Annotated in this window: 18 protein-coding genes; 12 read left to right on the forward strand and 6 right to left on the reverse strand. The window is 56.2% G+C overall.

Annotation, left to right across the window (positions count from 1 at the left end; genetic code table 11):
- Positions 1-3: 3 nt before the first annotated feature.
- Entirely contained in the window at positions 4-984 is a 981-nt protein-coding gene (gene dppD / locus Q334_RS0104875; protein WP_027312225.1) for a dipeptide ABC transporter ATP-binding protein, read from the forward strand.
- The gene (locus Q334_RS0104880; protein ID WP_027312226.1) at positions 981-1958 is read left to right on the forward strand and encodes a peptide ABC transporter ATP-binding protein; all 978 of its coding nucleotides are present in this window, start codon (positions 981-983) and stop codon (positions 1956-1958) included. The genes dppD and Q334_RS0104880 overlap by 4 nt, the downstream gene beginning before the upstream one ends.
- 95 nt (positions 1959-2053) lie before the next feature.
- Here the strand turns inward: Q334_RS0104880 and Q334_RS0104885 are convergent, their stop codons facing one another.
- Entirely contained in the window at positions 2054-2890 is an 837-nt protein-coding gene (locus Q334_RS0104885; RefSeq protein WP_027312227.1) for an alpha/beta fold hydrolase, read from the reverse strand.
- 364 nt (positions 2891-3254) lie between these two features.
- Between Q334_RS0104885 and Q334_RS0104895 the strand changes: the two genes are divergently transcribed.
- The 10 genes from Q334_RS0104895 to Q334_RS19850 all read left to right on the forward strand — a co-directional run bounded on the left by Q334_RS0104895 (position 3255) and on the right by Q334_RS19850 (position 17587).
- Positions 3255-3860: an FMN-dependent NADH-azoreductase gene (locus tag Q334_RS0104895; RefSeq protein ID WP_027312228.1), complete on the forward strand. Its 606-nt coding sequence runs from the start codon at positions 3255-3257 to the stop codon at positions 3858-3860.
- A gap of 159 nt (positions 3861-4019) precedes the next feature.
- Positions 4020-4952, forward strand: a complete 933-nt coding sequence (locus Q334_RS0104900) for an AEC family transporter (protein WP_027312229.1) — start codon at positions 4020-4022, stop codon at positions 4950-4952.
- A 170-nt stretch (positions 4953-5122) separates the two neighbouring features.
- A complete protein-coding gene (locus Q334_RS19845) occupies positions 5123-8083 on the forward strand; it encodes an EAL domain-containing protein (protein ID WP_051527528.1) in 2961 nt (986 codons plus the stop codon).
- 73 nt (positions 8084-8156) lie between these two features.
- A complete protein-coding gene (locus Q334_RS0104910; RefSeq protein ID WP_027312230.1) occupies positions 8157-10064 on the forward strand; it encodes a methyl-accepting chemotaxis protein in 1908 nt (635 codons plus the stop codon).
- Between the two features lie 198 nt (positions 10065-10262).
- Entirely contained in the window at positions 10263-11219 is a 957-nt protein-coding gene (locus Q334_RS0104915; protein ID WP_027312231.1) for an ABC transporter substrate-binding protein, read from the forward strand.
- Between the two features lie 89 nt (positions 11220-11308).
- Complete coding sequence (locus Q334_RS0104920) at positions 11309-12202, forward strand: ABC transporter permease (RefSeq protein WP_027312232.1); 894 nt, start codon at positions 11309-11311, stop codon at positions 12200-12202.
- The gene (locus Q334_RS0104925; RefSeq protein WP_027312233.1) at positions 12199-12993 is read left to right on the forward strand and encodes an ABC transporter ATP-binding protein; all 795 of its coding nucleotides are present in this window, start codon (positions 12199-12201) and stop codon (positions 12991-12993) included. Before Q334_RS0104920 ends, Q334_RS0104925 begins: the two co-directional genes overlap by 4 nt.
- A gap of 445 nt (positions 12994-13438) precedes the next feature.
- A complete protein-coding gene (locus Q334_RS0104935) occupies positions 13439-13684 on the forward strand; it encodes a hypothetical protein (RefSeq protein WP_155888955.1) in 246 nt (81 codons plus the stop codon).
- A gap of 328 nt (positions 13685-14012) precedes the next feature.
- Positions 14013-15743 carry a hypothetical protein gene (locus Q334_RS0104940; protein WP_027312235.1) on the forward strand — a complete coding sequence of 577 codons (1731 nt, stop codon included), beginning with the start codon at positions 14013-14015 and terminating at the stop codon, positions 15741-15743.
- Positions 15692-17587, forward strand: a complete 1896-nt coding sequence (locus Q334_RS19850) for a response regulator (RefSeq protein ID WP_051527529.1) — start codon at positions 15692-15694, stop codon at positions 17585-17587. The genes Q334_RS0104940 and Q334_RS19850 overlap by 52 nt, the downstream gene beginning before the upstream one ends.
- Here Q334_RS19850 and Q334_RS18055 read toward each other — a convergent pair.
- From Q334_RS18055 to dgcA, 5 genes are all read right to left on the reverse strand, one after another.
- Positions 17555-20158: an AMP-binding protein gene (locus Q334_RS18055; RefSeq protein WP_342667437.1), complete on the reverse strand. Its 2604-nt coding sequence runs from the start codon at positions 20156-20158 to the stop codon at positions 17555-17557. The two genes, Q334_RS19850 and Q334_RS18055, sit on opposite strands and share 33 nt — an antisense overlap.
- Positions 20159-20391: 233 nt before the next feature.
- Entirely contained in the window at positions 20392-21174 is a 783-nt protein-coding gene (etfB, locus tag Q334_RS0104955) for an electron transfer flavoprotein subunit beta (RefSeq protein ID WP_342667438.1), read from the reverse strand.
- Positions 21161-22396 (reverse strand): electron transfer flavoprotein subunit alpha, encoded by a 1236-nt coding sequence (gene etfA, locus Q334_RS0104960; protein ID WP_027312238.1) that lies wholly within the window; start codon positions 22394-22396, stop codon positions 21161-21163. The genes etfB and etfA overlap by 14 nt, the downstream gene beginning before the upstream one ends.
- Position 22397: 1 nt before the next feature.
- A complete protein-coding gene (locus Q334_RS0104965) occupies positions 22398-24338 on the reverse strand; it encodes a (Fe-S)-binding protein (protein WP_027312239.1) in 1941 nt (646 codons plus the stop codon).
- 64 nt (positions 24339-24402) lie between these two features.
- Positions 24403-26466, reverse strand: coding sequence for a dimethylglycine demethylation protein DgcA (dgcA, locus tag Q334_RS0104970; RefSeq protein WP_027312240.1), 2064 nt, complete (start codon positions 26464-26466; stop codon positions 24403-24405).
- Positions 26467-26468 lie beyond the last annotated feature (2 nt).

A 26468-nucleotide genomic window follows, 5' to 3' on the forward strand; every position in this document is an offset into this window, starting at 1 on the left:
GTCATGCCACTACTCGAAATTAAAAACCTGACCGTTACCTTCGGCCAGGGCGATGCGCCCTTCCGTGCCGTTGACCGGATCAGCTATAGCATTGAAGAAGGTGAAGTCTTAGGCATTGTCGGTGAGTCCGGCTCCGGCAAGAGCGTCAGCTCTCTGGCGGTGATGGGGCTGATCGACTTTCCCGGCAAGGTCAGTGCCGACACCCTCAACTTCGGCGGCAAGGACATGCTGGCGATGAGCGATAAGGCCCGCCGCAAGATCACCGGTGATGAAATTGCCATGATCTTCCAGGACCCGATGACCAGCCTCAATCCCTGCTTTACCGTGGGCGACCAAATCACCGAGGCGCTGAAGGTGCATGAGGGCGGCTCGAAAAAAGCACTCAAGGCACGGGCCATTGAGCTGCTGCGCCAAGTGGGGATTCCCGCAGCGGAAACCCGTTTTGATGCCTTTCCCCATCAGCTATCCGGCGGCATGAGCCAGCGGGTAATGATTGCCATGGCCATTGCCTGCAACCCGCGCCTGCTGATCGCCGATGAGCCCACCACCGCCCTGGATGTAACCATTCAGGCGCAGATTATTGACCTGCTGATTGACCTGCAGAAGCAGCGGGGCATGAGTCTGGTGCTGATCACCCATGATCTGGCCCTGGTGGCGGAAGTGGCTGATCGCATCGCGGTCATGTATGCCGGTCAGATTGTCGAAATCGCCAAAGCCGATGAGCTCTTTGCCAAGCCGCGTCATCCTTACACCCAAGCCTTGCTGCGTTCCCTACCCGAGCACGCCCAGGGCAAAGCACGTCTGCAAGCCCTGCCAGGGGTGGTGCCAGGTAAGCACGACCGCCCGCAAGGCTGCCTGCTTAATCCACGCTGCCCCTATGCGAGCGATGAATGTCGTCAGCAAGAGCCGACACTGCGCGCCCACGGTGAGCGCTTGGTGAAATGTTTTACCCCCCTGGATGATGAAGGGAGGCCCGCCGCATGAGCGCAGAAATTCTATTAGAAGCCAAAGAGCTGAAACGCCACTATCAGGTGAGCCGCGGCCTATTCCAACCCGAAGCCACGGTAAAAGCCCTGGATGGGGTGTCTTTCCAGGTTGTTCGAGGCAAAACCCTGGCGGTAGTGGGGGAGTCTGGCTGTGGTAAGTCCACCCTGGCCAAACTCCTGACCCTGATCGAACGCCCCAGTGCCGGCCAGCTACTGGTAAAGGGCAAGGATGTAAACCAGGCCCAGGGAGAGGAGCTGAAAAAACTGCGCCAGCAGATTCAAATCATCTTCCAGAACCCCTACGGCTCCCTTAACCCACGGCAGAAGATTGGCGCCATTCTGGAAGAGCCTTTGGTGATCAACACCAAGCTGAGCAAGAGTGAACGCAAAGACAAAGCCCTGGCGATCATGAAAAAGGTGGGGCTGAAGGAAGAGCACTACAACCGCTATCCGCACATGTTCTCAGGCGGCCAGCGTCAGCGTATCGCCATTGCCCGCGGCCTGATGCTCAACCCAAGCGTGGTGGTCGCGGATGAGCCGGTTTCGGCCCTGGATGTTTCCGTGCAGGCACAAGTGCTCAACCTGATGATGGATCTGCAGGACGAGTTGGGCTTGAGCTACATCTTTATCTCCCACGACCTGTCCGTGGTAGAGCACATTGCCGATGAGGTGATGGTGATGTACTTGGGCAAAGTGGTGGAACGGGGGAGCACCGAGCAAATCTTCAGCGACCCGCGTCACCCGTACACCCGCGCCCTGCTGTCGTCTACCCCGCGTCTCGACCCCAGCAAACGGATCGAGAAGGTACGTTTGAGCGGTGAGCTGCCCTCTCCCTTAAACCCACCGAGCGGCTGCGCCTTCCATGGTCGCTGCCAGTTTGCGCAAGAGCGCTGCAAACAGGATACCCCCCTGTTAGCCGAGCAACATCAGCGCCTGATTGCCTGCCATGAGGTGGAGGCTGGTCGGATCTAACGTGACTGGCGAGGCGATGAACAACGGGCTATCACCTGTTTCCTGGTGGTAGCCCGTTTTTTATGGCACTGGCTTGTTATGGCACTGAATGCTGCCTAATGCACCTCAGCCAGAAAGGCCTGTAGATCCTCCAAGAAGGCATCTGTCGCGGTCAATTGCGGGGAGTGATCTGCTTCGGGATAAATCACTAGTTCTGCCTGGGGAATTTGCTCCATCAGCCACTCTGTCACCCCTAACGGATAAAACTGACTGCGAGCACCGTACTGCAATAACACCGGGACCTGAATCTGACTTTGAATATCGCGGAAGTCCGAGCTGACCACATCCTGCCATAGCCGAATCAGCCCCGGCGCGTAAAGCTGACGCAAATATTTGCGCAAATCCTGGATGCGGCTGCTGTTATGCTCGTAGGCCTGCCGAATTTTGCTGTTCAGCCCCCGTGCGGCCAAACGCAGCACCGCCTCCGGGAAGTCCTCCTGCAACTCGTGCAAAAAACTGTCGCTACGTGCCTTAGGAAAGTCGCCATAGATGCCATAGGGCCAATACAAATCCGTAATCAACTTGGGAGACTGGTCCACAATCACCAGCGCCCTCAAATCCGCATCACCATAGGTTTGAATGTACCGCCACGCCAATAACGCCCCCATGGAATGCCCCACCAGCACGGGCCGGGCCAACCCCAGGGTATGGATTAAAAAATGCAGATCCTTCACCAACTGCCCCAGGCTGACAGGGGTTTCCGTATGCAATGGGCGATGATGATGCCCCCGCGCCGTCCAGCACACACAGAGGTGATCATCACTGATAGGTTCCAGAAAGGGTTTCCAGATGTGCGGACCTGACGTCCAGCCATGGAGGAAAATCACTGGCCGTCCCTGCCCCAGCACCTGCAAATCGAGGGGTTCACCATCGGGCATAATCAGTTGTGACATCGCGCGAGTCCTTACGGCTGAACCTTGAGTTCACATGCGAGTTCGTTGCAGCACCACCGTCAGCGGATCAGCCGGGAGCCAACTTGTGCACCGCAACATAAAAAACACAACCTATATCAAACGCTTATCCTTCACAACTTCTTAACTATGGCCTGTATCGGATTCAAGTAAGCTTGCTGCCAAGCCCTCACCCTATCCTTCCAAGTATCTTTAGCGGTGACCTCCTCCCCCTTCTGCTCCAAACATCTTCAAAAAAATCGAACTTTTAATGCAAATAATGTCGCTTTTTTCGACCCTGTAGATTCCTACAATGGACTCATCCGCTTCCACCTCGTCAGCAGCGGCCATAATCGAGGAGATCAACATGAGCAACAATGTATTAGCCATCTACAACAGCCTGATGGGCGAAAATGGCAACTCCACCGCCCTGGTGAAGCAGTTCGTACAGGACTGGCAGCACAAGCACCCCAACAGCGAAGTCACCAGCCGTGACCTGGTACAAAATGCCCTGCCTCACCTTAGCCTAGCGGAAATGGGGGCCTGGATGACTCCCGCCGAGCAACGCAATGAAGAGCAGCAACAGCTGGCAGCCTTATCAGACAATCTGATTAAAGAATTGCTGGCCCATGATGTCATCGTCATCGGTATGCCACTGTACAACTTTGGCATCTCCTCCCAGTTCAAAGCCTGGCTGGATCGCATTGCCCGCGCCGGTGTCACTTTCAAGTACACAGAAACCGGCCCCGTTGGCTTGGTGAGCGGCAAAAAAGTCTATGTATTGGCTGCCCGCGGTGGCCTCTATCAGGGCACTGACAAGGATACCCAAACCAAGTACCTGCAGGACTTCTTCAACTTTATCGGCATTAGCGAGATTGAATTTGTCTATGCCGAAGCCCTGGCCATGGGCGATGACAGCAAACAACAGGCGCTGGCCGCCGCCAAACAGCAGATTCAACAGAAGATTGCCTGAGGCTAACCCCTCTCTCCCCTCGGTTAAGGAACCCCAGTCTCCCGTTTATTGCTTGTCAATTAAGGTGGCGGAGCTGGGGTTCCTCCTCCGACCCTGGCCAAGTTGACCCAAGGGTCAAACAATGGAACACTGCCTCGGTTTTCCTGTCCGAGCACCCGCATGAGCCTGTTCCACACCCTACTTAACTCGCTGTTACCCATTTTTGCCTTGATTGGTCTGGGCTGGTGGGCCAGGCGCAGCCAATTGCTATCTGAACAGGCACTGGCCAGCTTTAACCCCTTTATTCTCTACATCTGCTTACCCGCTTTGATGTTCTGGTCTACCGCTCGGGTACCTGTTAGCGATTTTGCCCAACCCGCCTTTGTCGCCGCCTTTATGTTGGCATCCTTAGGAGTGGGCGCCCTGGCCGCATGGTTAGGTTGGCGTTACTGGCAACTCAAGGGAGCCGACGGCTTATTAGCCAGCTTGAATGCCCTGTTTGGCAATAGCGTCTATATGGGCATTCCCCTTTACACCCTGAGCTATGGCCTAGAAGGGGTAAACCTGATCATTATTGCCACCCTGCTCGCCAATGTGGTGTTCATGGGGATTGCCATTTCCTGGCTTAGCTGGCTGTGTCAGCCAGGCAAACTCAATTGGCGCGCCCTATTCAGCCGACTGCTGCTGAAAAACCCACTGCTATTGCCGCCCTTGCTGGGCATGCTCTGCTCCTGGCAAAACATCAGTCTGCCGGATGCACTGATCAGTCTGTTTGAGCTACTCAGCCAAGCCACCGCGCCTGTGGCACTGTTTGCCATGGGGCTCAGTCTCTATGGGCAACGCTTGAGAGGCAGCCTGAGCGCCATTGCCAGCCTGAGTGCACTCAAATTACTGCTCCACCCTGCTTTAGCCTGGGGATTGGGGATCGCCTTTGGCCTGAGCGGCCTGGATTTAACCGCGTTGGTGCTGATGTGCGCCCTGCCAACAGGCGCCCTCGTCAGCCTGTTAGCCATTCAATATCAACGCCTTATTCCGATTAGTAGCTCAGTGATGGTGTTCTCCACCCTGCTCTCTTTACTCAGCCTGCCGCTGTGGATGGCGCTCCTGCCTTAACTTGAACTTTGCGCAAAACAACACTACAAAACCTAGGTGATTTTCAGATTAAGGCGTCTTAGTGTTAGTGGCTCCTTAATGATGTATTTGTCTGATAGGCATGAGGCTTGAGGTGACACTCTCAGCATCTGGCAAGACACGGATCTGACCAAAAAGGGGTAACAACACGCATGCGCCGACTGCTATGCCTGGGTTTGCTGTGGTTATGGACCGGCCCGCCCCATGCGGTAGCCGATATTATCGTGGGTGGCGATCGTGACTTTCCCCCTTTTGAGTATCTGAATGAGCAAGGCCAACCTGAAGGTTTCAATATTGACCTGATTCAAGCGATTGCAGAGCTGAGTCAGCAGCCCATGCGCACCCAGCTAGGCCGTTGGGACGATATTTTTCAGGCGTTTGAGCGGGGCGAAATTCAGATTGCAGGGGTGTATTACAACCAAGAACGGGCACAGAAATTTCTGTTATCAGACCCCATCACCATCACCTCCTATAGTTTCTTCAAACACAAAGACGCCCCCTCCATTCAATCGCCAACCGACCTCGTTGACAGTCGCATTCTGGTGCAAACCAATACCTATGGGGAAAAACACATTCAGGCCCTATTGCCCAATGCCGAGCTGGTTCGTGTTGATTCTGAACTGGAAGCACTGAAACAACTTAATACCGGCAGCTATCAATATGCCTACGTTACCTTTCAGACGGCGCGCTACATGATTAACCGAGCCGATCTGCGTAACGTACTCCCCACCGGGGCGGAAACCAGCGCCCACCATTATGTATTTGCCGTCCACAAGGACTACCCCGAATTACTGCAAGTCATCAATCAAGGGATGAGCAGCCTCAAAGGCTCTGGAGAGTTTGAGCGGCTCTATAACAAATGGATGGGCACGACCCGCGCCGAGGTCTTAGAAAAGTTTCGCTGGGGGTTGATCGCCCTGGGTCTCGGCTCCTTTTTGCTCCTGAGCTGGGTCGGCATGCTGCGGATTCAGGTCAAACGCGCCAAAATCAAACTGGCAGCAGAGCTCAATGCCCGAGGCCGCGCCGAACAAGACATTATGCAGCTGGCCAAAACCCAGCAATGGGTATCTGAAACCAGCCAACTTGGCATCTGGACCTATAACTTCGAAGAGCGCACTTTCGCCCCTAATACTTGGTTTTGCACCCTGTTTGACCTGACAGGGCCCATGCTGAAGGTCAGCCTCGGTAGCGTCATGCAACCACTCGCGGCCGAGGATCGTAATGCCCTCGACCACTTCATTCTGCTGCTTAAACAACAACCGCAACAACCACAGCAGGTACAACTGCACCTAGGTGAGCGCGTACTACGCCTGCAGGGTCAATACGCCCAGGAAAATGGTGGAAAAGCACGGGGCATTGTCCAAGACATCACCCAGGAATACAGCATCAGCCATGAACTAAACCGTCAGCAACGCTCGATGGAAGCCTTGGTCGCTAATATTCCTGGGGCGGTATACCGTGCCAGCCTGGAACCTGAGCTGCCACTGATTTTTTTATCGGAAGGCATTGAGCATATCCTTGGCCAGGGGGCACAGCCTGAGAGTGTTCCCTCCCTTAAATCCCTGGTCTTAACCGAAGACTGGAGCACCTTTAATCAGAGCCTGCTACGCGCCTTACCTGAGCAAGCGCACTTTTCCTTGTCCCATCGGGTGCTGGATAACCAAGGCAAGGTCCGCTGGGTACTCAACCAGGGCCAACCCTGCGAAGATGATGAAGGCAATATTTGGATTGAAGGCGTGTGCTTCGATGAAACCGAGCAAATACTGCATGCCCAGCATTTAGACTACCTTGCCCATCGCGATGTGCTGACCGGATTAGGTAATCGCTACTCCTTTCATGAGTACACCCAAACCGCCCTGCAACTATCAAAAAACCAAGATCGTATGCTGGCGCTGATCTTGCTTGATCTGGATAACTTTAAAACCATTAACGACACCCAAGGCCACGACTTTGGCGATCGTGTATTGCAAGAGCTGGCTCTGCGCCTGCAACAGGGGCTCACTAATCAAGAGAGCTTGTTCCGCCTGGGGGGGGACGAGTTTGTTGTGGTACTCGCCAATCTGCACAGCATAGAAGAACTAACCCAGGAACTGCGCCACCTGCGGCAAAACCTCCATGCGCCATTACAGGTCGATGGACAAACACTGGTACTGACCGCCAGCCTCGGCATTAGTCTGTTTCCAGACGATGGCGACAGCGTCAAAAGCCTGATGGGCAATGCCGATACTGCACTTTATAAAGCCAAAGCTCAGGGTAAAAACACCTTTGCTTTCTATACCGCCAGCATGGGGGAAAACGCCAGACGGCGTTATTGGCTAGAGCAGGAATTACGCCAGGCCCTGCAAGACAAAAAAATTCAGGTGTTCTACCAACCCCAGTTCCGTGTCAGTGATCAACATACCGTGTTGGTAGGGGCAGAAGCATTAGCCCGTTGGCAACACCCGCAGCAGGGAGCTATCACCCCAGCGGAGTTTATTCCTGTGGCAGAGCTGGCGGGGCTCATCGGCCCTCTCGGCCAACAGGTGCTGGAGCAAAGTTGCCAGCAACTCGCATTATGGCGCGAACAGGGCTTCCATGACTTTGTCATGTCCGTGAATGCCTCGGCACAGGAGCTTCTTGATCCTGGCTATCTGCTTCGTTTACAGCGCCTACTTGCCGAGTACCGCTTACCGGCCAGCAGCCTGATGCTGGAGATTACCGAAAGCACCTTCATTGAAGACACTCCTCAACTGCGCGAGCAATTGGATGCGTTGAACCTTTTAGGCATACAGCTGTCCATTGATGACTTCGGGGTGGGTTACTCGTCGCTTTCTTACCTACAGCGTTTTCGCGTCAATACCTTGAAGATCGATCGCAGCTTTATTCAAAATATTGAGCAGCCCGAAACCCAAACACTGGTCGGCGCCATCATGGCGCTAGGGCGTGGACTCAATATTGAAGTCATTGCCGAAGGTTGCGAGCAACAACAACAATTACAGCTACTTTGCCAGCAGGGCCCGGTGCTGGTGCAGGGCTATTTGCTCGGACGCCCGGTGCCAGCCCAGCAGTTTGCCCAACAGCACCTGCTCAGCGCCGAGGCGCAACCCAAGCGCAATGGTGTAAAAAAGCCATGAAGTTGTGAAGCAGCCCTGTTATCTTGACTGCTTGGTAAGAAAACTGTTCCAGACGTAGTAGGAACCCATTGCAATGATGCGAAACCTCAGTATCCAAGGCCGGTTGCGACTGGCCTTCATCATTTTGGTGCTCGCCACCCTCTGCTTAGGCGGTTTTTCCTGGTGGAGCCTGCAGACCCTCCAGCACAATCTCAGCAGTGACCGTGCTGCCGATATGATTAATAGCGATATTCTGCATATTCGCTCGCTAGAGCGGCAGCTATTCGAACAGCCCCAGGAAGATACCGAGCAACGCCTAACCGAGCAGTTGGCGCAATTGGAACAGCGCCTGCAGCAAGACACTAACCTACTGCCGTTGGTCGGCGAATATCGCAGTGCGCTGGATACACTCAATAGCTCCATTAATATCCAAAGCCGTAACGAAACCTTGATGGTTAGCGCTGCGCAGGAGGTCAAACAAAATGGCCTGGATCTGATTATCGAGCTTCAGATGGAGTATCAATTCCTGCAGTCCTCGAATGCCAATCGGCAGGAGCTGGCGGATATTCTCAAGTTGATCGAAGACACCAACACCCTGATCACGCTGATTCATGAAGCACGTATTGCTGAAAAAGACTACTTACTAGGTCACGCAGAAGCACGTCAGCTGGTTGAGGCTAATACCGCCCATATGATGGAACTGGGCAACAAGCTCAAACGCGATATCAGTGATGGCGACACCCAAAAAATTGCCACAGCCATTGTCGAAAGCGTGCAGCTATATCGCGACGCTTTTCAGTCCTTTACCGAAGCCTTAGCCCAGCGCCAACAGGCTAAACAGGGGTTGGAGGGAGCCGCCACAACACTGGTCAACAGCACCAATGAGGCGAAGCTGAACCGGCAAATGGCCACCGAAAAAATGCTCAGCACTAGCCAAACCACGACCATTACCCTGCTCTTGGCACTGGTTATTTTCAGCATTATTTTTAGCAACCTGATTTCCCGCTCCATCGTGCTACCGCTCAAGGCGATTTCCAGCCTACTGGCTAATATTGCCGAAGGTGATGGCGACCTGCGTCAACGCCTCCCGGTAGAAGGCAAAGACGAACTGACCGAGCTGTCATCCTCCTTCAATCGTTTCGTCGAGAAGTTACAGCAGAGTATTCAGCGCCTTGCGAAGGTTGCCGATAGTCTCTCACATGCCTCTGCGCGTCTGACCTCTACCACTGACCACACCCGTAGTCAGGTCGAGTCGCAACGTCGGGAAACTGAGCAAATTGCCACAGCCGTGGAGGAAATGGCGCAAACCATCCAAAACGTTGCCGCCAATGCCGAGCAAGCCTCCACGCAAACCCACGAAGCCAATGGCCGCAGCAGCCAAGGCCGCAAGAGCATGCGCAGTATGCGGGAACAACTGCAAGCGCTGAACCAGGATATCAATCAGACCAGCGCTTCGGTGCAACAGCTGGAGCAACAAAGCCAAGCGATTGGCTCTATCGTGGACGTTATCAAGGGTATTTCCGAGCAAACCAACCTACTTGCCCTCAACGCAGCGATAGAAGCCGCACGAGCTGGTGAGCAAGGCCGTGGCTTTGCCGTAGTGGCCGATGAGGTACGTGCCCTGGCCCAACGCACCAAAGTTTCTACTGATGAAATTCAGCAGATGATTGCCAACCTGCAAAATGTCTCTAACCAGACCCGCACGGTGATGGCCACCAGCCTACAACGTCTGGAGGCCAGCCTGAGCACCTCCGACACCACTAACCAACACTTGCATGACATTGCCGAAAACATGGAGCAAATCAGCTCCATGAATACCCAAATCGCCAGCGCCGCCGAGCAGCAAGCCGTGGTGGCGGGCCAGGTAGCCGGCAGCATCCAACGAGTGGCGCAATTGGCTGAACAAAGTGCCGATGCCTCATCCCAATCTGCCGCTGCCAGCCATGAGGTCAATCAACAAGCCCAGGCGATTGCCAGCGAAGTCGGTCAGTTCAAATACTGAGCCCCACTGACCGGGCGCCTCCACAGGTGCTCGGTCACCACCCCCTCGGTCCCCCGTAGCGGCAACACTCTGCAGGTGGCAAATCACAAGGAAGCTTGCGCTTGTTTGTCGATCTGCTAACGTCTTGATCGATAACAAAAAGGCAGTCAGGAATATTCGACTGCCCCTGTGAAGCAACCGTCTTGCAAGGACCCCGCTATGAAACTGATTAAAACCCTGGGATTAGCAGCCCTGGCTACCTTCTCCCTGTCTGCTGTGGCGAAAGATGTTCATGTCGCCATCACCCAGATCGTTGAACATCCGGCCCTCGACTCTGTGCGCCAGGGCGTGCAGGACGAGCTAGCCGAGCGAGGCTACAAAGAAGGGGAAAACTTAAAGTGGAGCTACGAAAGCGCCCAGGGTGCCCCAGCCACCGCCGCCCAGATCGCCAAAAAGTTTGCCGGTGACCGTCCTGATGTCATCGTGGCCATTACCACTCCTTCCGCACAAACCATGGTGGCCTCTGCCCGTGATATCCCCGTGGTCTTCTCTGCAGTAACCGATCCGGTGGGCGCCAAGCTGGTCGAAGCTCTGGATAAACCCAGCGCCTACGTGACCGGCACCACCGATATGTCACCGATTGATAAGCACATGGAGCTGATCAAACAGATCGCCCCGAATGCCACCAACCTCGGCATTATCTATAACCCGGGTGAGGCCAATGCAGCCTCCTTAGCCGCCATCATCAAGCAGGAGGCTCCCAAGCAAGGCCTGACCGTGGTTGAAGCGGCCGCCCCCAAGTCTGCCGATGTGCAAACCGCTGCCCGCTCGCTGGTTGGTAAAGTCGATGTGATTTACGTACCCACCGACAATACCGTTGTTTCCGCTCTGGAAGGGGTGATCAAGGTCGCTGAACAAGCCGACATTCCGCTGATCAGTGGCGATACTGACTCGGTCAAACGCGGTACTGCGGCCTCCCTGGGCTTTAACTACTACGACCTGGGTCGTCAGACCGGCGTGATGGTAGCCCGCATTCTTGAAGGTGCCAAAGCCAGCGATCTGCCGGTTGAAACCGCCAGCAAAACAGAACTGGTGGTGAACCCTGCCGCCGCCGAGCGGATGGGCTTTACCCTGCCCCAGGCATTGATTGATTCGGCAAAAGAAGTGGTGCAATAAACACCGAGCTGAGTAGCACCTGCTAGGCGCAACCCCGGCAGGTGCTAAGTTTTTCGCTGCATAACGCACGCGTCTAGTGGAGTCTCGCTTTGAGTCTGATTGCTTTTATGGGAGCGCTGGAATCCGGCCTCCTTTATGCTTTGGTCGCCTTTGGCGTGCTGATTTCGTTCCGGGTACTGGAGTTTCCCGACCTGACTGTCGATGGTAGTTTTCCCCTTGGTGCTGCGGTGGCCGCTACCCTGATCGTCAGTGGCTTTAATCCCTGGTTTGCCACCCTGAGTGCTATCTTCGCCGGTGCAGTAGCAGGCCTGGTAACGGCCTGGATGTATGTTCGCCTGGGAATCCTTAATCTGCTCGCCAGTATCCTCAGCATGATTGCGCTCTACTCGGTCAACCTGAGAATTATGGGCAAACCTAATGTCGCCTTACTCGGTGAATCGACCCTGCTCACTCCCCTCGACTCTTTGCCCATTCCTTACTACATCAGCTACCCCATTGCCTTTGCCCTCGTGGTATTGGTGCTGATGAGTCTGTTTATTTGGTTCCTCAAATCCGAAATCGGCCTGGCCATGCGTGCCACCGGAGCTAATCCCCGTATGGCCCGCGCCAATGGCATTAACACCAGCCGCCTGATTCTAGTCGGCATGGCCTTATCCAACGCCTTTGTCGCGCTGGCCGGTGCCCTCTTTGCGCAAAGCCAGGGCAGTGCCGATGTCACCATGGGGGTCGGCGTGATTGTCATTGGTTTGGCGGCAGTGATTGGCGGTGAGGCCGTTATCACCCCGAAAACCATCGTCCGCGCTGTTCTCGCCTGCCTGGTCGGGGCGCTGCTCTATCGCCTGGCGGTCGCTGCTGCGCTCAATGCTGACTTCCTCGGCCTACAGGCACAGGATCTTAATCTGATCACCGCTGTTCTGGTTGCCTTTGCCATTGTGCTGCCCAAATTGCGCCAGCGCGCCAAACTCAAAGGGGGCAAAGCATGATCGAAGTAAAGGATCTGCAGGTTATTTTTAACCCAGGCACCGTGCTTGAAAACCACGCCATGAAAGGCCTCTCCCTGAACATCAAGCAGGGTGAGTTCGTGACCGTGATTGGCAGTAATGGCGCCGGAAAATCCACCCTGCTGAACGCCCTGTCCGGTGAAATCCAAGCCAGCTCAGGCCAGATTCTGATTGATAATCAGGATGTCACAGCACTCCCCACCCATGCCCGCAGCCACTGGGTAGCGCGGGTGTTTCAAGACCCTCTGGCCGGTACCTGTGGCGACCTCACCGTCGAAGAAAACCTGGCCCTGGCCGCGCGACGGGGCGAAGGACGACGCCTGGGGCTGGCCTTACGCCCAGGGGACAAAGCCCGCTTCCAGCAACAGCTGGCACGTCTTGGTCTGGGGCTGGAAAAACGCCTACAAGACAAAATGGGATTGCTATCCGGTGGCCAGCGTCAAGCAGTCAGCCTGTTAATGGCAGCACTGCAGCCGATGAAAATTCTGTTGTTGGATGAGCACACTGCGGCGCTGGATCCGAAAACCGCCGACTTTGTCCTGCAACTCACCCAGGACATTATTCGCGAACATCAGCTCACCGCCCTGATGGTCACCCACAGTATGCGTCAGGCCCTTTCCGTAGGTACCCGCACAATCATGCTGCACGGTGGCAAGCTGGCACTGGATGTCCATGGCGAGCAACGCCAAGGCATGACGGTGAATGACCTACTGGCCCAGTTCTCACGCCAGCAGGGTGAAGAAATCAGCGATGATAGCCTGCTGCTAGGCTAACACTTTCGCCTCTTCGACTTTTCTCTCTGCCCATGGCAAATGCTATGGGCGCCTTCTCCCCTACCTGCACATGCGATGTGATTGTCTCGATATAACTCATCGAACTAAAAAAAATGCAGAGAATGTCCGTTCAATACTTTTTTCGAATAAGGCAATTATTTTTAAATCTAAGCATTGACTTAAAAAGCGAATACGCCTTCAATAACCGGGCACTTTAATGCAATTAATCCTTTTAAGGGGTGCAATAAATGGTAATTAACTCAACCGCCAATAAACCTAATATGCAGACCAGCTGCCGACATGGCCTGGACCTGCATCCGCGCGCCTTGAGTTAATTTACTAATCTCACTGCCGCGGTCTTTCTCGCGGCATCTTTGAATTCTTTCTTTCCCTGAATTCTCCAGCTAGCGCAGAAAGCCCCGGCTCCGAAATATTTTGGAGACTAATGATGACTTTCATGGGCTTTGTTTACACCGCATTCAAAAAACTGCAAAAGAAAGCTGATCAGGACTTACTGGAAAACCAGGTCAGTCACTTAAACACTCACTTGCTTAAGGATATTGGCCTGTACAAGGATGGCAGCCGTATCCGCAGCCTGAACGAGCAACACAACACTCATCAGGCCGAAGCACAGCCCAAGCGCGCTGGCGATATTCCGGCCCATATGAGACTGCAAGTACACAGAAGATAAGCATGCCGCGGTAGCATGGAGGTTACCGCGGCAACCTCGTCAGGCGATGCAGGAGCAAAGCCCAAACGAGACTGGGGGGTGCTCTCACCCCCTTCGCTCACTTTTTGTTACATTGCTGCTTTACATAGATATGCAATTTTATTCAGGCACTTTTGTCCATCATCGCCTATAAAGAAATAATGCAGTCGTCTTATTTTTGATCTCATTCATCTCGATTAAGCAGGAGCATGAATTAATCGGTTGTTAGCAACCACCACATAAACCGTAACGCCAAAAATCGCCAATAATCAAAGCCTACAGCCCTGAAACACGAGGGGTGACGTGCATCATGACGATACCCTCTGGCAACTCTAAACTTGCCAGTCTGCACTGGCTGCAGTCCTGGCCACGCAAACAACTCTTTTTAGTCACACTCGGCTGGCTACTATGCTGGAGTGGCGCCGTTATCTTAGAGCAGTGGATTGCTCCCCACACCTTTCCGGTAAGTGTTCCGCTCCTGAGTTTGCTTGCCATTGTACAATCCCGGCTACTTTCGCCCTGGCTAGGATTATCAGGCTTTGCCATCAGCGCTACTGCCCTGTTCGCTTTTGACTGGCTGCCACTGCACTGGCTCAGTCTCGCACTGACCCTCACTGCCATTTACCTGATTACGCTGAGTGGCCAAAGTCGAGTATCACCACTCCAACGCCTTGCCCTCTTTAGTAATGCGCTGCTACTGCAGTGGCTGGTCAGTGCCTCCTTCGCCCTGCCTACCTTGCTGATGCTCAGCCTGTTTAATCTGGCCTGCCTCAGCCTGGCGCTGGTCTGTCAGCAGGCAGGGTTCATTAACCGCCCTATGCCATTGCAGCAACCTTCAATGTTATGGCCTGGTATGGTCGCTGCCCTGAGCTGGACAGTGATTGGCATACAACAGGATGCGCCTACCTGGTTGCTGAGCCTTGGCTGGTTGACGACACTGGCACTTTGGCTCCCCCATCCGTCCATTGCTCCCCCTCAAGTCAGCGCCATTAATGAACAACAACTCCTGCTGAGTAACAGAAGTCTTTACACCCCTCTTGGTGCCCTCCTAGGGTTAATCCGCCTGACTCTGAATACCCCGCTAACCCGCCAGCAGCGGGCCTATCTTGATAAAGCTAGAGAAACCAACGAGCACCTGCTCTATCAGCTTGGTCAGGTACAGGACAATCTGCTGCTGGCGCGCGGGCAGTTTAGCCTTCAACTACAAGCCTTTTGTCTGGATGAGCTACTGGAGCGCCTGCTCCACAAGCTCTCCCATAGCGCCAGTGAAAAAGACTTGGAGCTGTTACTGGACATCCAACCGGGGGCAGGACATCAACTTGAGGCCGACAGCAACCGACTGGAGCAATTGGTGTTTAGCCTACTCCATCTGTCGATTTGTCACTGTGAACAAGGGGCATTGACCCTGCGGGTATACCAGACTCCCAATCTGGGTGCCCCTGGTCTCGCTCCTGTCAGTGAACCCTTGCCCTGCCAGCTGCATATTCATATCCAGGGGCCTGAACATACGCCACTATTGGTTGCCGACCCGCTCCAAGGCAATGATGATCAGCACCAATTGGAACGTTGTTTTAGCCTGGCGGCGGCAATGCAGGGAGACCTCAGCATCCAGCCAAGCCAAGCGGGCCAACTGCACTTACACCTGCGCTTACCGGTCACCTTATTGCCTCTTGCCCCCAGCCAACAGCAGCGGGAACCGCCCCAATTGATTGGGAAGCATGTGCTGATTCTGCATGCCAAGAGTGATGTACAAAAAGTACTCAGTCAGATGCTGCATCGTTTCTCGATCAACAGTGAAAGCTACGATGATTTCGATGCCATGTTGCAACGCTTGCTGTCTCCCTCAGCACAACCGATAGATGCGGTATTAGTCGATGCGCATGTATACGAGCATTCCGGTCTGGATGTGCTCAATACCCTCAGCCAGACTCCTCAACTGCAGCATATTGGCCGCATCTTGATTGTCAGTGAGCATGAAAAGAACAGTGGATGCTGGAAGCGCTGCGCATTGGGGTACAGAGTCTGGTCGTTAAACCCTTAAACGCCTCCGCATTACTGGATGCCTTATTGGATGCCTGCGGCCAGCGTATGGGGATTCGTAGCCTCCCGGGTCTTCCACTGCCCATCCAGCCTCTCAGTGGGGCCCATATCCTGTTAGTAGAAGATCATCCGATTAACCGCCAAATTGCCTTGGACTTATTAGAAGATGCCGGTGCCAAGGTCTCGACGGCAGTAAATGGGCAGGATGCCGTGCAGAAAGCACTTGAGCACGTTTTTGACCTGATCTTGATGGATATCCATATGCCGGTGCTGGATGGGCTCAGCGCTACCCGCATTCTGCGTGAACATGCCAAGCTCGCCAAAACCCCCATTATTGCCATGACTGCCCAGGGTCTAGAGAGTGATCAACAGCGCTGCCTGGATGCAGGCATGAATGCTTATTTAAGTAAGCCCCTTGATCCTGACACCCTATTTAAACACCTGAGCCAGTGGTTCCAACTGGATGAACAAGCCTGGCGCCAACGTCGCTACCAGCAACAACAGCAGAACCTCGCCGCCTTACAGGCAGAACTGCCCCACTTACGCGATCTGGATTTAGCGCTCGGCCTCAAACGCGTCGGTTACAAGCCTGCACTCTATCTCCTGGTGCTGCGCAGTTTGGTGCAGGATTGCCAAAGCCTGCCCAAAGACTTACCTGTCTGGCTGCAACAGCAACAAATCCCGACCTTACAGCAACACCTGCACAGTTTAAAAAATCAACTGCGTTACCTCGGTGCGGATGACCTCGCCCAACAGTGCCAACACCTGGAGCAAAAGTTACTCATTGAACACCCGGATACCCTCGCCAGCTTACTGCAAGGTTTTTGCCAGCAACTGCAACAGCTATTTGATCAACTACAGCAACTGCCACAGGTTAGTGATAGCCCAATACAGCAAACACGCTACCTGGATGAAAAACCCAAAATTCTGGTAGTGGATGATGAGCGCATTCATCGCCAGGTATTACTCAATCTACTTGAAGAGCACTACCAGGTTTACCAAGCGGCCAGCGGCAAAGAGGCACTTGAGCTCTTAGCCAGCCTGCAACCTACCCTGATTCTGCTGGATGTGATGATGGAGGACATGGATGGCTTCCAGCTACTGCAGGAAATTCGTCAGCAGGGCCTGGCCATTAATGCTGAAATTGTGTTCGTTAGCGGTCAGGATGATGAAGAGTCAGAAGAACGTGGCCTACTGCTAGGCGCCTGTGACTTTATTATCAAACCCTTCAACCCCGCCATTGTCGAAGCCCGTATTCGCACCCTGGTACGGATGGTGCAACAGCGTCATATTCTGGAAAACCTTGCCCATATCGACAGCCTCACCGAGCTGCATAACCGCCGCAAACTGGAAGAAGTACTCAAACAGGAATTTCAGCGCTGCGCCCGCCAGGGCCAACCTCTGTCGGTGGCCATTATTGATGTTGACCACTTCAAGGCATACAACGACCGCTATGGCCACGCCTGTGGAGACGAAGTGCTGCGCCAGGTCGCTCGTGTGTTAAAAGAGAATCTGCATCGCCCTGGTGACTTTGTCGCCCGCTATGGCGGCGAAGAGTTTATGTTAGTGCTCTCCGCCACCGACAGTCAGGGGGCGCGCCAGCTGGCCGAACGCCTTCGTGAGCAGATCAGCCATGCCAGCCTGAAGCTGCCACAGGCTAACCAGGGCATCACCGTCAGTATTGGCGGTTGCTCCCTGGTACCTTCGTTGCTCATTACCACCGATGAAATGGTGGAGTATGCCGATCGCATGCTCTACCAAGCCAAGCACCTGGGGCGCAACTGTGTGCACTGGTATGAGCCGGAAGACAGCCTAAATCTGCTTACTCAACCGCGTAGTGAATAAGCCTGAAGGGGCTGACTGACGATACTCAGCCCAATAGTGCAGCACAGAGCGCTGCACGCTGGCGGCGCATAAGCCCAGGCCAATTCCCCCCACAATCGCCAGGGTATCCAGCCAGGGGCCACGCCCTTCCCAGCCCAGCAGGGGCATAATCCCCTCCGGCACTAGCCGATGCAGCAAATAAATCGGGAAGGCCGCCTGCGCCAGCCGCATCAAAGGACGCACAGACCAGCCTGGCACCCGTAGCTGCGGCCGCCAGCACAGCAACATCACCAGTGCCAACAAGCTCATATACTTGATCCACCCCCCATACCAGTTACCCCCCAAATAAGCGGCTAAGGGCATCATCACGCAGGCTAACGCCACCACCCAGCCGCGCTGGCGCGCTGTCTGGGCCGCACTGATCAGCCAGCCCAAGGCAAACAGATAGAACACCCAAGGCAGGGTAAAGAGTGCCAAGCCTTTCAAGGGCCAGATCAGCGGCAAGGTCAGACGTAGCAGTACCGCCAGCGCAAACAGCCAAAGCCCATACTGAAAGCAACGGTTAATCTGTTCACGGCGGCTATTCAGCCAACGCCGCAGCGGCGCCCAGCAAAAAGGTAAGGCCACCAGCAAAGTCATCTGTACATAGGCTTCAATAAACCAATACAGATAAGGCAGCATCAGCTGGGTATCCGGCACGGTTAGGGCAAAGTTGCCCAGCAGCGCCACCGACACCCAGGGCACCTTGCCCCATACCAGGGCAAAGCCTGCTAATACCAAATAATAGGGAACCAGTACCCCCAACAGCGGCCGCAAGTAACTGCGCCAGTTCCCCTCCAGCAACGCCTCCCAACGAAAGGCCGCCACACTCATCCCCATCAGAATAACCATTGCCGCCGCACCGCCATAAACCGGCCAAAAAGTCTGGTGCGCTACCACCACAGCAATGATTGCCACCACCCTGGCTAACAGTTCGGTGGGCAGGTGATGGCCGCTGGGTATTTCAGCCTTTTCCAACTCGGCAATACTCAGGCGCTCCCAACCCACTGGCAGTCCACCCAAACGCTCCTCCAGGGCCAGAGTTAACTCCACATGGCTTAGGGAATCTCCCCTCAGGCTGGCGAAGCTGTCACTCGGCTTCACCTCTCGCCCGGCAAAGGTGGCACGAAATGCCGCCAACACGCTTTGCCCAACAGGGCGCGCCGGGGCCACAGCCTTTAACGCCGGATAATCGATCTTGCCATTGGCGCGGCGCGGTAAACTCGGCAACCGCTGCACACGGAAGTGCTGACGCCCCACCTTACTCAAGCGTGCCGCCTGCTCCAGCAGCGCCTGCTCACTCTGCTGTAAACCCACCATCACCAGGGTGATCTGGCGATCATCGCCCCATACGGCTACCTCCTCGGCCCAGGTAGCCAGGGCGCGTTCCAGCGCATCGTGACCTATCCTCACACCGGCAATTTTCGACATCCGCGATAAACGCCCTGTGATGCGATAAATCCCCGCCTTATCCCGATAGGCCAGATCCCCCGTCGCCAATTCCTGCAGCTCCGCCCCCCGGCTTAAATCCTGGGCGGACTCGGCATAGCCCATCATCACATTGGCGCCACGGTACACCAGCTCCCCTTCTACCTCATTGCCCTGTAAAACCTGGCCCTGTTCATCACGTAGCAGCAGTTCACCACCGGGAATGGCTATCCCCACCGCCTGCGGCTGCTGTTGCGCCAGCTCCGGCGGTAACCAGGCAATACGGGCAGTGGCTTCGGTTTGCCCATACATAACAAAGAACTGGCCAGCATGAGCCTCCAACCGCTCGGCCCACTGGCGCACCTTGGCAGCCTCCATCGCCCCGCCCGCCACCGTCATAAAGCGCAGACTGGCAGGCCAATGTTGGATCAGGCCAGTGCCCTCTAACAAATTAAAGTGATGGGGCACCCCAGCCAGATTAGTGGCACCACTGGCCGCCAGCTCGGTGGCAAATTGGGGATGTAACAGCGACTGGGGATGCAGCCACAGGCTGGCGCCAACCTGCAGATGGGAGTGCAGTACCGATAAGCCATAGGAGTAATGCAAGGGCAGCACCAAGGCAGCACGATCCGCCTCGGTTAACCCTAAGTACTGCACAATCGACTCGGCATTGGCTTGCAATGCCTGATAGCTCAAGCGCACGCCTCGCCCCTGGCCGGTGCTGCCAGAGGTTTGTAACAGCAGGGCCAAATCTGCATGAGGGGTAGCATGAGGAGTAGCATGCGGCCAATCATGCTGCAGCCATTGCCACTGCCCTTGTAAGCGAACAAAACTGGCGCTAGCCGCAAAACGTTGCGCTAAGGAGGCGGCAGCCTGAGGATCAGCCGCAGGCAGGGGCATCACCGCCTGCCCTGCCGCCAGCGCGGCTAAGTAGACGCTGATCGACTCTGGATCACTGCAAGCCTCCACCGCCACTAACGACCTGGGCTGACCAGCAAAGCGGGCCATCTGCCTTTCAACCCTCTGGGCCAGCTCGGCATAACGGATTACCTGACCTTCCCTGGTCAACAAACAGGGGCGTGATCCCCATGCCCTTAAGGAAGCCAAATCAAAAAACATTCGCATTTCCACTCTTAGAGCGAGAATTATTCACAACAAGTAAACAAAGCGGGCTATTGTAATGCGCTTATCGGCAAGCTTCAGCTCTCTTTTGGGGGTATAAACTCAAACAGGCGCCACTCGCTGCCCTTCGGCAGCCGGGTCACCCTGATAACGAAAAAACGGCTGCCTCCCAACGGAAGACAGCCGCAAAATAAGAGGGGATAAGTTTTGTCAGAAGGCGAAATCTCCAGACAGGCTTAGCGCAATACCCCCTCCTCCCTTAACAGTTTCAGGATCGCCGCGGCACCTTCTTCCGCGGTTTTCGGTACCAGCACCTGACCACCTTCACTGGCGGCTTTGGCGGTGGCAGCCTTAAAGCGCTCGGCGGCGGTTTTGGCCTTCACCATCTTCAGGCGCTTGGGCCGCTTACGGGCGGGCTGTACCTGCCAGTCCTGCTGCGCGACTGGTGTGGCACTGTCGGGCACCAACACCTGAATCTGGCCACGTTGAGCCGGGCCAAAGGCACTCTGGCGCGGAGTGGGGGCAGCACTATCAATGCTCAGTACACAGGGCAAGGTGACCTGTACTGCACGGCGTTGGCCGCGGGGCAGGGCCTGCAATACCTTGAGCTTGCCTGAACTGCAGGACTCAATCGCCGCCACCCTGGGTACAAACGCCCAACCCAGCTGCTCTGCCAATAAATAGGGGGTCAGTCCTGAGCTTTCACCGCTTTCTGCCTGTACCCCGGTCAAGACCAGGTCAGCACCGCTTTGTTTCAGTTCCCGTACCAGCGCTGGCACCACATCGGCCCCCTCAGGCAAGGCCAACACATCCAGACAGGCCAAGCCCATCCCCAGGTATTGACGCAGGGCAGGCTCATCGGCCTGACCGGCATGGAGTACCTGCAATTGGCTTTGCTCCAGTTGCAGCGCCATTTCCACCGCCCTGGCATCCTGGTCAGCACGACGGCTACGACCGGTTTTGGGGTGACTGCCTACCGACACCAGCACACTGATATTAAGTTGCTCAGGCCGCATCATCGTTCACCTCCTCCGTCGCCGGTTGTTGCGCCAGCTGATGCAGCGCACGCAGGATCGCTGTAGACTCCCCAATCACCGACAGGTCAGCACGCTTGATCATGTCGCAACCCGGATCGGTATTGATCGCCACCACCTTGTCACACTGACCAATCCCCTGCAGATGCTGGATCGCCCCGGAAATCCCCACGGCGATATAGACCCGTGCGGTGACCCAGGTACCGGTTGCCCCCACCTGACGGTGGCGCGGCATATGGCCATTATCCACCGCCACCCGGGAGGCGCCCTCAGTGGCCCCCAGGATGCGCGCGGTGTCATGGAACAGCGTCCAGTCGGTAATGCCGTTACCCGCCGAGAGAATAAACTCTGCCTCGGCCAGGGGAATGGCGCTGGGGTCTACCGCTACCTGGCCCAGATCTTCCAGGCGGGTAATGGCACTGGCGGACTTCACCTCGGCATCAAAGGGCAGAGCCTCACAGCGGTATTCACTCACCGGCTCGGCACACTCTTCCGCTAGCAACAATACCGGCACCAGTGGACGGCTGATGTCGTGACGGCCACCGCCGCCGCGACAGGTAATCTGTTGTTCCTGGCATTGCCATACCTGGGTTGCCACCGGCAACTGCAGACGCGCCGCCAGACGGCGACCTAGCTCACCGCCACCATTGACCGAATCCGGCAGCAGCCAGTGATGCACCTGGATGCTCGCTGCCAGCCCCTGTAACAGCGCCAGACGCTGTTCCGGTGCATAACCCTGATAACGTGGTGCCTCGGCCACCAGCAGACGATCCACCCCTGCCTCGGCAAAGCCAGACTCTTTATGCTCACCAAATACCAGGGCCAACACCGCGGTATCGGCATGGCGGCGGGCCAGCTGCTGGGCCAGCCCCAACACATCTTTGTCATGGGAGGACAAGCGCCCTCCCACCAGATCCGGCACCACCACAATGTAGGCTTGTGGGTTCTGTACCTGATGCAGCGGCAACTGCACCTGTGTCTGCTGCCCTTTGGCCTTCTGCCCACTGCCCTGGCTGGCACCGCTGCGGTCAATCCGCTTGATGCCATTGGGGCCGATAAAACCCAGGCCATGGGGATTACGCCGCCACAGGCCATTGGGGCCTAACCACTTCGGCGACTGGGCCGCGGTAATACTGGCATGCAGAGGATGCAGGCGATTACGGGCAATCCATTCTGCGCGGGGGTCACGACGTGGAATATCACTCATCTCACACCTCCGCCATCTGTACAGCGGCTTGCGCCGCCGGCTTGTCGGCCTGGGGCTCTTGCAGCGCATCCGCCAACAGCTCCACCAGGTCCTTCACCGCCGGGCGAGGTTCGACTACCCCTTCCAGCATCGCCGTACACTGGGGACAACCGACCGCCACGATCGCCGCACCGCTGCCACGGGCATCGTCCATGCGCATATCGGGAATCCGCTGTTTACCGGGAATATCGGTGATGGGAGCACCGCCACCGCCACCGCAGCAACGGGAGCGGAAACCAGAGCGTTCCATCTCCTGCACTTCAATCCCCAACGCTTTCAGCAACTGGCGCGGCGCTTCGTATTCACCGTTATAACGGCCCAGGTAGCAGGGGTCGTGATAGGTCACGCTACCGCCCTTGTGCTGCCCCAGCGCCAAGCGGCCTTGCTGCACCAACTCATTCAAGTAGGTGGAGTGATGCTGCACCTGATAACGCCCACCCAAGGCCGGGTACTCGTTTTTCAGCACATGGAAGCTGTGCGGATCACAGGTCAGGATCAGTTTGAACTGATACTGATTCAGGGTGGCGATATTGAGCTTGGCCAGATGCTGGAAGGTTGCCTCATCCCCCAGACGACGTGCCACGTCACCGGAGTCACGCTCCTCCTGGGCCAGCACAGCAAAGTCGACCTTGGCCGCTTTCAGTACCTTCACCAGTGAGCGCAGGGTGCGCTGGTTGCGCATATCAAAGCCGCCATCACCGATCCACAGCAATACATCAGCCTTCTTCACCTCGGCCATCACTTGCAGGTTCTGATCCGCCGCCCAGTGCATACGGGCGCCAGGCTCAAAGCCGCCGGGATTATCCGTGGCAATCAGATTTTCCAGCACCTCGGCACCCTTGTTGGGGGTGGCGCCCTTTTCCAGGGTGAGGAAGCGGCGCATATCGACGATGGCATCGACGTGCTCAATCATCATCGGGCACTCTTCCACACAGGCACGGCAGGTGGTGCAGGACCACAGGGTTTCCGCTTCCACCAATCCCTTAACGATGGGCTGATGTGCCGAACCCCCATGTTGACCGACTTCAATCCCAGGATAGGGGCTACCGGCATACTGGGCATCGGTGCCACCAGCCAGACCTACCACCATATCCTGAATCAGCTTTTTCGGGTTCAGCGGCTGGCCGGCGGCAAAGGCCGGGCACACCGCCTCACAGCGACCACACTGCACACAGGCATCAAAGCCAAGCAGCTGGTTCCATTTAAAATCCGCCGGTTTTTCCACCCCCAGACGGGCGGCGCTTAAATCCAGCGGCAGCAGGCCAGTGGAGCGGCCACCGCCAAAACGCTCAGGACGACGGTGAAAAGCCAGGTGCAGGGCACCGGCAAAGGCGTGCTTCATCGGCCCGCCCCAGGTCATGCCGAAGAACAACTCCCCCATGCCCCAGATCACCCCGGCCAACAACACAATGGCCAACACCCAGCCACCAAAGTCTTGTGGCAACACCCCCGCCACCGGCAGGGTCAGCAGGAAGAAGCTGCCAGCAAAGCTGAGCAGACTCTTGGGCAGACGCATCCAGGGGCCTTTAGACAGGCGCGCCGGTGGTTGCTTGCGGCGTTTATACACAAAGCAGGCACCAACAAACATCAGCGCCAAAGAAGCCAGCAGGGCAGCCGCCAGAATGCGACTCTCCAAGCCAAACAGATGAACCAGAATGATCAGCAGCGCCGAGGCAACAAAACCCCCAGCGGTAGCCACGTGGGTGTGGGACATGTATTTATCCCGCTCCACCACATGGTGCAGATCTTTCAGATAGCGTGTAGGCATCGCCTTCAAGCCGCCCCAGAAATCCACCGGAGCCGCCTGACCCTGACGCCACAGGCTAATGCGCCGGGCCGCGCCAATCAGCGCCAGGCCCAGAGCCATTGCAATTAATACGGGAAGTAACCAATCAAGGAGCATAGCGCACCCCCACAACAAGACTTGGCTGACCGGATGCACCGGTCAGCACAGGCTGGAGCCGACGTTAGAAATCCTTACAGAGGCGCAGGGCATCGTAGATGGCAGCATGGGTGTTACGCTGGGACACGCAATCCCCCAGGCGGAACAACAGGTAGCCATCGCCCTTGTCGCTCAGGCAAGGCTGAGGCTGACCGGCAAAGAGGGCATCAATGTCGATCTGGCCACGGTTACGGGAGGCATCCTTGAGCTGGTAATACAGCTCCTCATTGGGACGAATGCCGTTTTCCACGATGACCTGGTCCACTACCCGCTCTTCCTGCTGGCCGGTGTACTCGTTCTCCAGTACCGCCACCAGCTTGCTGCCCTCACGGTAGACCTTATGCAGGGCCATATCCGAGGTCATGATCACTTCTTTCTCGTACAGGGTACGGTAGTAAGTGGGGAAGGTCGTACCGCCCACCGCTGCACCGGGCTTGATATCGTCAGTCACCAGCTCCACCAGGCTGCCTTTCTCAGCCAGGTAGTCCGCCACCGACATACCGGAGAACTCGCAGATGGTGTCATAGATCAGCGCATTCTTGCCGGGCTCCACCTTGCCGCTGAGCACATCCCAACTGCTGACGACCAGACCTTCCGCCGCACCCCACTCCGGATGTTGCTCCAGGAAGGGACGGCCACCGGTAGCGAGGATCACCACATCGGGCTTGAACTCGGCAATCAGTTCGGCATCCGCCGCGGTACCCAGGCGTAAATCCACCCCCAGGCGCGCCAGCTCCAACTGGAACCAACGGGTAATACCGGCAATCTGGTCACGGCGCGGGGCCTTGGCGGCAATGGTAATTTGCCCGCCCAGCTCCTCGGCCTTTTCAATCAGCACCACCTGATGGCCACGCTCGGCGCAGACCCGCGCCGCTTCCATGCCACCGGGGCCACCGCCAACCACCACCACCTTACGCTGGGGGCCGCTGGTTTTTTCGATGATATGGGGCATGCCCATATGCTCGCGGGAGGTCGCCGCGTTCTGGATGCAAAGTACATCCAAGCCCTGATACTGACGGTCGATGCAGTAGTTTGCCCCTACGCACTGACGAATCTGATCGATCTGCCCCATCTTGATCTTGGCGATCAGGTGCGGATCGGCGATATGGGCACGGGTCATCCCCACCAGGTCGACATAACCGGCTTCCAGAATACGCTGGGCCTGGTTCGGGTCCTTGATGTTCTGGGCATGGATCACCGGCACGCTGACCACTTCTTTAATCCCCGCCGCCAGGTGCAGGAAAGGCTCCGGCGGATAGGACATATTGGGAATCACGTTAGCCAGGGTGTTGTGGGTGTCGCAGCCGGAGCCAACCACACCAAAAAAGTCCACCATGCCGGTATCGTTGTAATACTTGGCGATCTGCTTCATATCATCGTGGGAGAGACCATCGGGGTGGAACTCATCGCCACAAATACGCATCCCCACCACAAAGTCCGGGCCGACTTCTGCCCGTACCGCCTTCAAGACTTCCAGACCAAAACGCATGCGATTCTCGAAGCTGCCGCCCCATTCATCGGTACGCTTGTTTACCCGTGGTGACCAGAACTGGTCGATCAGGTGCTGGTGCACCGCCGACAGCTCCACCCCATCCAGGCCACCCTCTTTGGCACGGCGTGCCGCCTGGGCGTAATCCTTGATGATGCGCTCGATCTCTTCGATCTCGATGGTCTTACAGGTGGCGCGGTGTACCGGTTCACGAATCCCAGAGGGACTGACCAGATTGGGCCAGTGGCCACCGTCCCAACGGGAGCGACGCCCCATGTGGGTAATCTGGATCATGATGCGGCCACCGTGCTTGTGCACGGCATCGGCCAAATTCTGGAAGTGCGGAATAATCCGGTCGGTTGACAGGTTGACCGAACTCCACCAGTGCTGGGGGCTGTCGATCGAAACGATGGAAGAACCACCGCAGATACAGAGACCTACCCCGCCTTTGGATTTCTCTTCGTAGTACTTCACGTAGCGGTCAGTGGTCATACCGCCGTCTGTGGCATACACCTCGGCGTGGGCCGTACTGACCACCCGGTTGCGGATGGTCAGCTTACCGATTTGAATCGGCTGAAAAATGGCGTCGTACTGGCTCATGG

The sequence above is a fragment of the Balneatrix alpica DSM 16621 genome (genome assembly GCF_000619885.1).
GTDB classification, from domain to species: Bacteria; Pseudomonadota; Gammaproteobacteria; order Pseudomonadales; family Balneatricaceae; genus Balneatrix; species Balneatrix alpica.

Bases quoted from the DNA above. Each gene is read 5' to 3' on its own strand.
- dppD (WP_027312225.1), top strand. From the start codon at position 4: ATGCCACTACTCGAAATTAAAAACCTGACCGTTACCTTCGGCCAGGGC.
- Q334_RS0104880 (WP_027312226.1), top strand. From the start codon at position 981: ATGAGCGCAGAAATTCTATTAGAAGCCAAAGAGCTGAAACGCCACTAT.
- Q334_RS0104885 (WP_027312227.1), bottom strand. From the start codon at position 2,890: ATGTCACAACTGATTATGCCCGATGGTGAACCCCTCGATTTGCAGGTG.
- Q334_RS0104895 (WP_027312228.1), top strand. From the start codon at position 3,255: ATGAGCAACAATGTATTAGCCATCTACAACAGCCTGATGGGCGAAAAT.
- Q334_RS0104900 (WP_027312229.1), top strand. From the start codon at position 4,020: ATGAGCCTGTTCCACACCCTACTTAACTCGCTGTTACCCATTTTTGCC.
- Q334_RS19845 (WP_051527528.1), top strand. From the start codon at position 5,123: ATGCGCCGACTGCTATGCCTGGGTTTGCTGTGGTTATGGACCGGCCCG.
- Q334_RS0104910 (WP_027312230.1), top strand. From the start codon at position 8,157: ATGATGCGAAACCTCAGTATCCAAGGCCGGTTGCGACTGGCCTTCATC.
- Q334_RS0104915 (WP_027312231.1), top strand. From the start codon at position 10,263: ATGAAACTGATTAAAACCCTGGGATTAGCAGCCCTGGCTACCTTCTCC.
- Q334_RS0104925 (WP_027312233.1), top strand. From the start codon at position 12,199: ATGATCGAAGTAAAGGATCTGCAGGTTATTTTTAACCCAGGCACCGTG.
- Q334_RS0104935 (WP_155888955.1), top strand. From the start codon at position 13,439: ATGATGACTTTCATGGGCTTTGTTTACACCGCATTCAAAAAACTGCAA.
- Q334_RS0104940 (WP_027312235.1), top strand. From the start codon at position 14,013: ATGACGATACCCTCTGGCAACTCTAAACTTGCCAGTCTGCACTGGCTG.
- Q334_RS19850 (WP_051527529.1), top strand. From the start codon at position 15,692: ATGCTGGAAGCGCTGCGCATTGGGGTACAGAGTCTGGTCGTTAAACCC.
- Q334_RS18055 (WP_342667437.1), bottom strand. From the start codon at position 20,158: ATGCGAATGTTTTTTGATTTGGCTTCCTTAAGGGCATGGGGATCACGC.
- etfB (WP_342667438.1), bottom strand. From the start codon at position 21,174: ATGATGCGGCCTGAGCAACTTAATATCAGTGTGCTGGTGTCGGTAGGC.
- etfA (WP_027312238.1), bottom strand. From the start codon at position 22,396: ATGAGTGATATTCCACGTCGTGACCCCCGCGCAGAATGGATTGCCCGT.
- Q334_RS0104965 (WP_027312239.1), bottom strand. From the start codon at position 24,338: ATGCTCCTTGATTGGTTACTTCCCGTATTAATTGCAATGGCTCTGGGC.
- dgcA (WP_027312240.1), bottom strand. From the start codon at position 26,466: ATGAGCCAGTACGACGCCATTTTTCAGCCGATTCAAATCGGTAAGCTG.